Source organism: Pontibacterium sp., assembly GCF_041587635.1.
In the GTDB taxonomy this organism is placed as follows: Bacteria; Pseudomonadota; Gammaproteobacteria; order Pseudomonadales; family Balneatricaceae; genus Pontibacterium.
This window is the reverse complement of sequence record NZ_JBFGYC010000164.1, coordinates 1-7253: the sequence shown is the minus strand read 5'-3', so window position 1 is coordinate 7253 and position 7253 is coordinate 1. Positions and strand designations below refer to the sequence as shown.

The 7253-nt window shown below is 51.2% G+C and carries 1 protein-coding gene; it reads left to right on the top strand.

The annotated features are described in order from the left end of the window. The first annotated feature begins 82 nt into the window (after positions 1 to 82). Positions 83 to 7165 carry an Ig-like domain-containing protein gene (locus ABYW01_RS09890; protein ID WP_372832414.1) on the top strand — a complete coding sequence of 2361 codons (7083 nt, stop codon included), beginning with the start codon at positions 83 to 85 and terminating at the stop codon, positions 7163 to 7165. The last annotated feature ends 88 nt before the right edge of the window (positions 7166 to 7253 follow it).

The window sequence follows — 7253 nt, the reverse complement described above, 5'->3', positions numbered from 1 at the left end:
CGATGGGTCAGGCAGTGGTATATCCGGACAGCGTTTTGATGTTGATGGAAGCTCTGTTGGCAATGAATTTCTGATAAATACGTTGACCAGTGGAGATCAATTTTATCCTAAAGTTGCAGCATTATCCGATGGTGGTTTTGTAGTAGTTTGGCATGACTCCAATAGTACAACAGGAGATAAGTCATCCTTCGGTATAAACGGCCAACGCTTTGATGCAGAGGGTAATCAGGTTGGTGACGAGTTTTTAGTAAATACACATACCAACGGCATACAGCTTCATCCACAAGTCTCCGGGCTTATTGAGGGTGGCTTTGTGGTGACTTGGTATGGATATGGCACGATTCATCAAACTGGGGGAGATCATTCTGGTTATGGTATGTCAGGCCAAGTCTATGACGCTGATGGCAATAAACAGGGTACTGAGTTTCTAGTTAACACACATACCATCGGGGATCAGCGACTAGGAGAGGTTGCAGCATTGAGTGACGGTGGTTTTATTGTGGTGTGGCATAGTCACGACAATAACAATGGAGATGGTGCGCATGCCGGTATCTCAGGGCAACGTTATGATGTCGCGGGTCAAAGGGTTGGCATTGAGTTTCTGGTCAATAGTAATACCAGTGGAGGGCAGTTCGAACCTGCTGTAACTGCGTTAAGCAGTGGTGGTTTCGTTGTGACATGGTACGGCCATGGCACGTATTCTCAAGCTGGGGGTGATCACTCTGGATATGGAATCGCAGGACAAATCTATAATGCTGATGGGGACAAGCTGGGCAATGAATTTCGGGTAAACACGGAGACAGGTAACGATCAGCGTCATCCTCAGGTAGACGCGATGAGTGATGGTGGCTTTGTAATCAGCTGGGATGGGAGCGACTATGACACCGGTGATCGCTCTGCGGCTGGAGTGTCAACACAACGTTTCGATGCAGAAGGTCATAAAGTAGGCGGAGAGCGTTTGGTCAATACAGAAACCTCTGAAATGCAGTATTTGTCTGATATTGCAACGCTTGGGTATTCGCCGATATTTGATTGGCATACAAATCAGACGCCTGACGCCTTAGATATTTCAGCATCTGGCACCGAAGATAGTAGTTCTATTACCGCAAGTTTTGATGGCACTGATGCTGATGGGGATACACTTAGCTACAGTATTACCTCCGAGCTGCCTGAAGGCCAGGGTACGATAGTTAACAATAATGATGGCACCTTCACCTTCCAGCCGGGAGATGACTTTAAATCGCTTACCGAAGATGAAATAAAGGACGTCACTTTTACCTACACTGCGACCGATAGCGCAGGCTATACCTCAGAAGAAGCCACAGCGACCATCGCAATATCCGGCATTGATCATACCCCCGAGGCGGCAGCAGCGCATGGTATTGGCACCGAAGACGACGCAACTATCACCGGTACTCTGACCGCAACTGATGTCGATGGTGGTAACCTGACCTTTGCGTTGGCAGGAGCGCCAGCAGAAGGCTCCGTTACCGTATCTGAAAATGGTGATTTCAGTTTTGTACCGGGCAACGATTTCAAAGATCTTGCAGAAGGCAGCAGCCGTGACGTGATGTTTACCTACACCGCGACCGACGGTCAGGGTGAAGTGTCTGAGCCAGCCACTGTTACCCTGACGGTCACGGGTATCGATCACGCGCCGGTTGTCAGCTCCTATTCCGATACCGGTACTGAAGATGATGCCTCTATCACGGGTACTCTGAGCGCGACTGATGTGGATGGCGGTGATCTGATCTTTGCGCTGGTAGATGCTCCCGCTGAAGGTGGCGTCATCGTCAATGAAAACGGGAGCTTTACCTTTGAACCTGGCAGTGACTTTAAAGACCTAATGCCGGATGAAACCCGTGATGTGACCTTTACCTATAAAGCGACAGATGAACAGGGACTGGATTCTGTTCCTGCAACGGTGACCTTAACGATCACCGGTCTTGAGCATGCGCCTGTGGTAACCAACGTGAGTTTCGCGGGTAACGAAGACGATGCGGCCATTGATGGGCAGCTCACGGCAACCGATGAAGAAGGGGATGCGGTTACGTTTAGTGTGGTTGAGGAACCAGCACGTGGTTCTGTCACAGTGAATGAAGACGGAAGCTTCAGCTTCGCACCGGGCGATGCGTTTCAGTATCTCAACGTGGGTGAAAATGAGACTGTTAGCTTCACCTATGCTGCTACAGACGACACGGGACGTACAGGCGAGCCTGCGACCGTGTCTATTACGGTTGAGGGCAGTCCTGAAGGGTTTGTTGCGGTATGGAGTTCCTACCGCCAAGATGCGGATAACTGGGGCGTGTTTGGCCAGCGTTATGATGAAGAGGGCGTTGCGGTTGGTGATGAGTTCCAGATCAATACGACTGCAGATCGCTCACAATCAGAAACCGCTATTACATCTTTGAACGATGGTGGCTTTGTTGTGACTTGGACCTCGTATCAGCAGGACGGATCTGCTGGTGCCCTAATGGGACAGCGCTACGATGCCGATGGCATAGCTCAGGGATCAGAGTTCCAGGTCAATACGCACACCGAAGGTCGTCAAGCCAACGCTGCCATCTCTGGACTGGACAATGGCGGCTTTGTGGTGAGCTGGGTATCTCAAGGCCAGGATGGTCATGGTGACGGTATCTATGGGCAGCTGTTTGATGCTGTTGGAAATGCTCAAGGTGACGAGTTCCTTATCAATAGCACCACTACCTTCGACCAGTCTGCACCCTCCGCCACCTCCCTGAGTGACGGTGGGTTTGTGATGGCGTGGGCCTCTCAAGGTCAGGACGGTCGTGGTGATGGCGTGTTCTTCCAACGCTTTGATGCCGAAGGCGAGAAGGTTGGTAGTGAGTCCCAGGCAAACAGTCACACCTTTGGTAACCAGACGGCCCCGGTTGCTGATGCGTTGAGTGATGGCGGTTTCGTGATCGTTTGGGAATCTGACCGTCAGGATGGTTCCGATAACGGTGTGTTTGGTCAGCGTTTTGATGCGGACGGCCAGACCGTTGGTGATGAGTTCCAGATCAACTCAACGACTCAAAACAATCAAAGCAGTCCATCGGTTGCAAGTCTGCCTATTGGTGGATTTGTTGTTACCTGGGCATCCGCCGGTCAAGACGGTGATGGCTATGGCGTCTTCGCACAGCGTTTTGATATGGACGGTAATCCGGACGGTGATGAGTTCATGGTCAACAGCACTGTTGCTTATGATCAGAGTGAGCCTAAGGTTGCGGTGCAGGAAGACGGTAGTGTCATCATCAGCTGGAGTTCTGATCGTCAAGACGGTTCCGGTGAGGGTATTTTCGCCCAGCGCTATGACGCGGAAGGGAACGCCATAGGCGGCGAGTTCCAGATGAATACCTATACCCGTTATGACCAGACCGATGTGGCAGTGACCGCATTACGTCAGGAAGGGGATGGTACGGAAGTCTTCAATCGGACACCGACCGTTGAGGACGTGAATCTGACGCTGAATGAAGATGATAGTAGTGTTGCCGGAAGTTTTGCCGGTACTGATGTGGATGGCGATGCAATGTCATACACCATCACCTCCGATTTGGCTGATGGCAAGGGCAGTATCACCAATAATAACGATGGCACTTTTACCTTTACTCCAGGTGACGACTTCCAGTCGCTTAATGATGGAGAAAGCCAGGATGTGACCTTTACGTATACGGCAACGGACGTTCAGGGAAGTACCTCAAACCCGGCAACTGCAACGATAACGGTTACCGGGAGTGATGAAGCGGTCACTGAAAGTGGGTATGTGATTGTTTGGAATGCTCAGGATAGCTCTGGTTACGGGATTTTTGGCCAGCGTTACGATGTCGATGACAATCCAGTGGGTGCCGAATTTCAGATCAATACCCATTCTTCTGATTCACAGGAGAACCCGTCTATTACTGGTCTTAAAGATGGCGGCTTTGTTGTGACCTGGCATGGGGGAGATAGTACCACTGGTGATACGGATGATTATGGTATTGCTGGTCAGCGCTTTGCGGCTGATGGTAGTGCTATGGGTAGTGAGTTCTTGGTCAACACCAATACTGACGAACAGCAGCTCCATCCTGCTATCACTGCGACCGCAGACGGTGGCTTTGTCGTGACTTGGTACGATTATGATGGTGACAGCTCGGGTGCTGGCATTAAAGCTCAGCGCTTTGATGCTGAGGGGCAGGCTCAGGGATCTGAGCTGCTAGTGAATACCCATCAAAACGGTGACCAAGCGCATCCGGATATCACAGGTCTGAGTGATGGCGGTTTTGTGGTGACCTGGTATGGCAATGATCCTGCGACCGGCGATGCGGTAGGTATTTCGGGGCAGCGTTTCGATGCGGATGGCAACACCGTTGGTGAGGAGTTCCTGATCAACACCCTGATGGATAATGCGCAATGGAATCCTTCGGTTGCAGGTTTGAGTGATGGCGGCTTTGTCGTGACTTGGCAGAACTGGAATCCAGCCAGTGGGGACGCCTCTGGAGAAGGTATCTCGGGTCAGCGTTTTGACGCAGATGGCAATGCTGTTGATGGGGAATTTCTTGTCAATACGCATACGAGTGAGACCCAGTCTTCCCCAGTTGTTATGGGCTTGAGTGATGGCGGGTTTGTGGTGGTTTGGCATGGCTTTGATAGTGCGACAGGAGATGAATCTGCCTCTGGTATTTCCGGTCAGCGCTATGATGCGGACGGCAATCGTGCAGGGGAAGAATTTCTGATTAACGCCGAAACATACGGGAATCAGGAGCTTCCAGCTGTTACCTCCTTGGGGGATGGTGGCTTTGTTGTTACCTGGCAAGGGGCTGATCCTGTTGTGACCGATGGGGCCGGGCATGGTATTGCCGGTCAGCGTTTTGATGCGAATGGCGACAAAGTCGGTGTGCAATTCCTCGTCAATCCCGAGTCAGATATAGGCCAATTCAACTCAGACATTGCAACGTTGGGTTACTCTCCGGTGTTTGATATGGCCAGTGCGGAAAATCAGGTTCCAATCGCAGAGGATCTGTCGGTGCTGGCTGTAGAAGATGGTGCTTCGGTAACGACCGGTTTCGATGCAACAGACCCTGACGGCGATGCTATGACCTACACCATCGTTTCTAATTTGGCTGCTGGCGAAGGCAGCGTCACCAATAACAACGATGGCACCTTTACCTTCACTCCCGGAGACGACTTCCAGTCACTAAATGAGGGGGATACGCAGGATGTAACCTTTACCTACATCGCAACAGATGATGAGGGTAATGTCAGTGGTAGTGCCACGGTTACGGTCACTGTTCAGGGAGCGGATGATGCGATTAGTCCTTCCGATAATATTGCACCGGTTGTTGCGGATATCAGCATTGTCGCCAGTGAAGATTATGCCGTAGAAGGGCGTTTTGTCGGTACGGATGCCGATTTGGATAACCTTACGTTTGAGCTAACCTCCCAACCCGATCAGGGCTCTGTGACGAACAACAATGACGGTAGCTTTAGTTACTTATTGGAAAATGCATCTGAGTTGAATACGGGCGAAACGGCTGAAACTCAGTTTACCTATGTCGCGAACGACGGTGAAACGAACAGTGAAACGGCAAATGTCACTATCCAGCTGCAGGGGCAAAGTCCGTCTTTAGATGGCGGCTTTGTAGTGGCATGGAGCTCTTACCGCCAGGATGGCGGTGATTGGGGGATCTATGGCCAAAAGTACGATGCTCAAGGTAACACAGCAGGTGGTGAGTTCCTGATCAATACTGTCACCTCTAATAGCCAGACCGAACCCGCTATCACATCATTGCCCGAGGGTGGTTTTGTGGTGAGCTGGACGTCAGCCAATGAAGATGGTTCCGGTAACGGCGTTTTTGCACAGCGTTACAACACTGATGGCCTGGCAGATGGCGACGCGATTCAGGTCAATAGTTTCACTGAGGGGTCACAAAGTAGCAGTGCACTGGCGGCGACGAGCAACGGAGGTTTTGTAGCAGTCTGGAACTCTGCAAATCAGGATGGTGGTAACGAAGGTATCTTTGGTCAGCGTTTTGATGCCGATGGCAACGTTGTTGGTGATGAATTCCAAATCAACAGCTTCACCCGCTGGGATCAGGAAGACCCTGCGGTCACCGTACTGGCTGACGATGGTTATGTTGTTAGCTGGAGCAGTCTGGCGCAGGACGGCCGTGGCTACGGTATCTTTGGCCAGCAGTTTGATGCTGTTGGTAACACAGTAGGTGATGAATTCCAGATCAATACCTATACCCGTAATAGCCAGACAGAATCAGCGATAACCGCGCTTTCCGACGGTGGCTATGTGGTGACCTGGGAATCTGATAATCAGGACGGTTCGGGTCGTGGAATCTATGGGCAACGTTTTGATGCCGCAGGCCAGACTCAGGGGAATGAGTTCCAGATCAACAGCGAAACCGCCAGCAATCAGATAAATCCGGTGATTACCGACCTGAACGATGGGGGCTTTGCCGTGGTATGGAGTTCCTCTGATCAGGATGGCTCCGGTAACGGTGTGTACGGCCAGCGCTTTGACAGCGATGCACAGCCTGTGGGTGACGAGTTCCAGATCAATACCGCAACCAGCCGCGCGCAAGATGATGCGTCGATCGCCTCATTGGATGACGATGGCTTTGTGGTGACCTGGAGTTCCGATCGTCAGGACGGCTCTGGTGTTGGCACCTTTGGTCAGCGGTTTGATGGTGATGGCAACACCGTCGGTGATGAGTTCCAGGTGAACAGCTACACCCAGATGCATCAGGAAAATTCGGTGGTAACCGGCCTGACTGTTGATCATACACTGGGTGCGCCAGACAGCTTTATGCACACCTCAACTGTGTATGCCAATGGTGATCAGACCGACCTGCTGCAAACCGATGATGATTTTGTATTAGGAGAAATCGCGGTACAGTTTGACAGTGTTGATACTCTCGCGCTGTCCGGTAGTGAAGGCAGCGAAGTGGTTGTGGATAAAAATGCAGTGCTGGCGCATACCGATACCGACAATACATTGTTTATTACTGGAGATGCAGGCGACAGCGTGCACTTTACCGATGAAGGCTGGGCTGAGGTGGCAGCGAGTGATGTAGACGGTTTATCGACTGATTGGTTTAGCAATGGCGAGGTTGTTGTCATTGTAGATCAGACGCTGGACGTGTTGTCTGACTTCGATATTCTGGATGTGACGGTTTAAATTATCCTCCAGCCCTTTATACACAAAACCTTGAGGCTAACCCCTCGAGGTTTTTGTACAGGCTGCGTGGAGGGGAAATAAAAAAAGG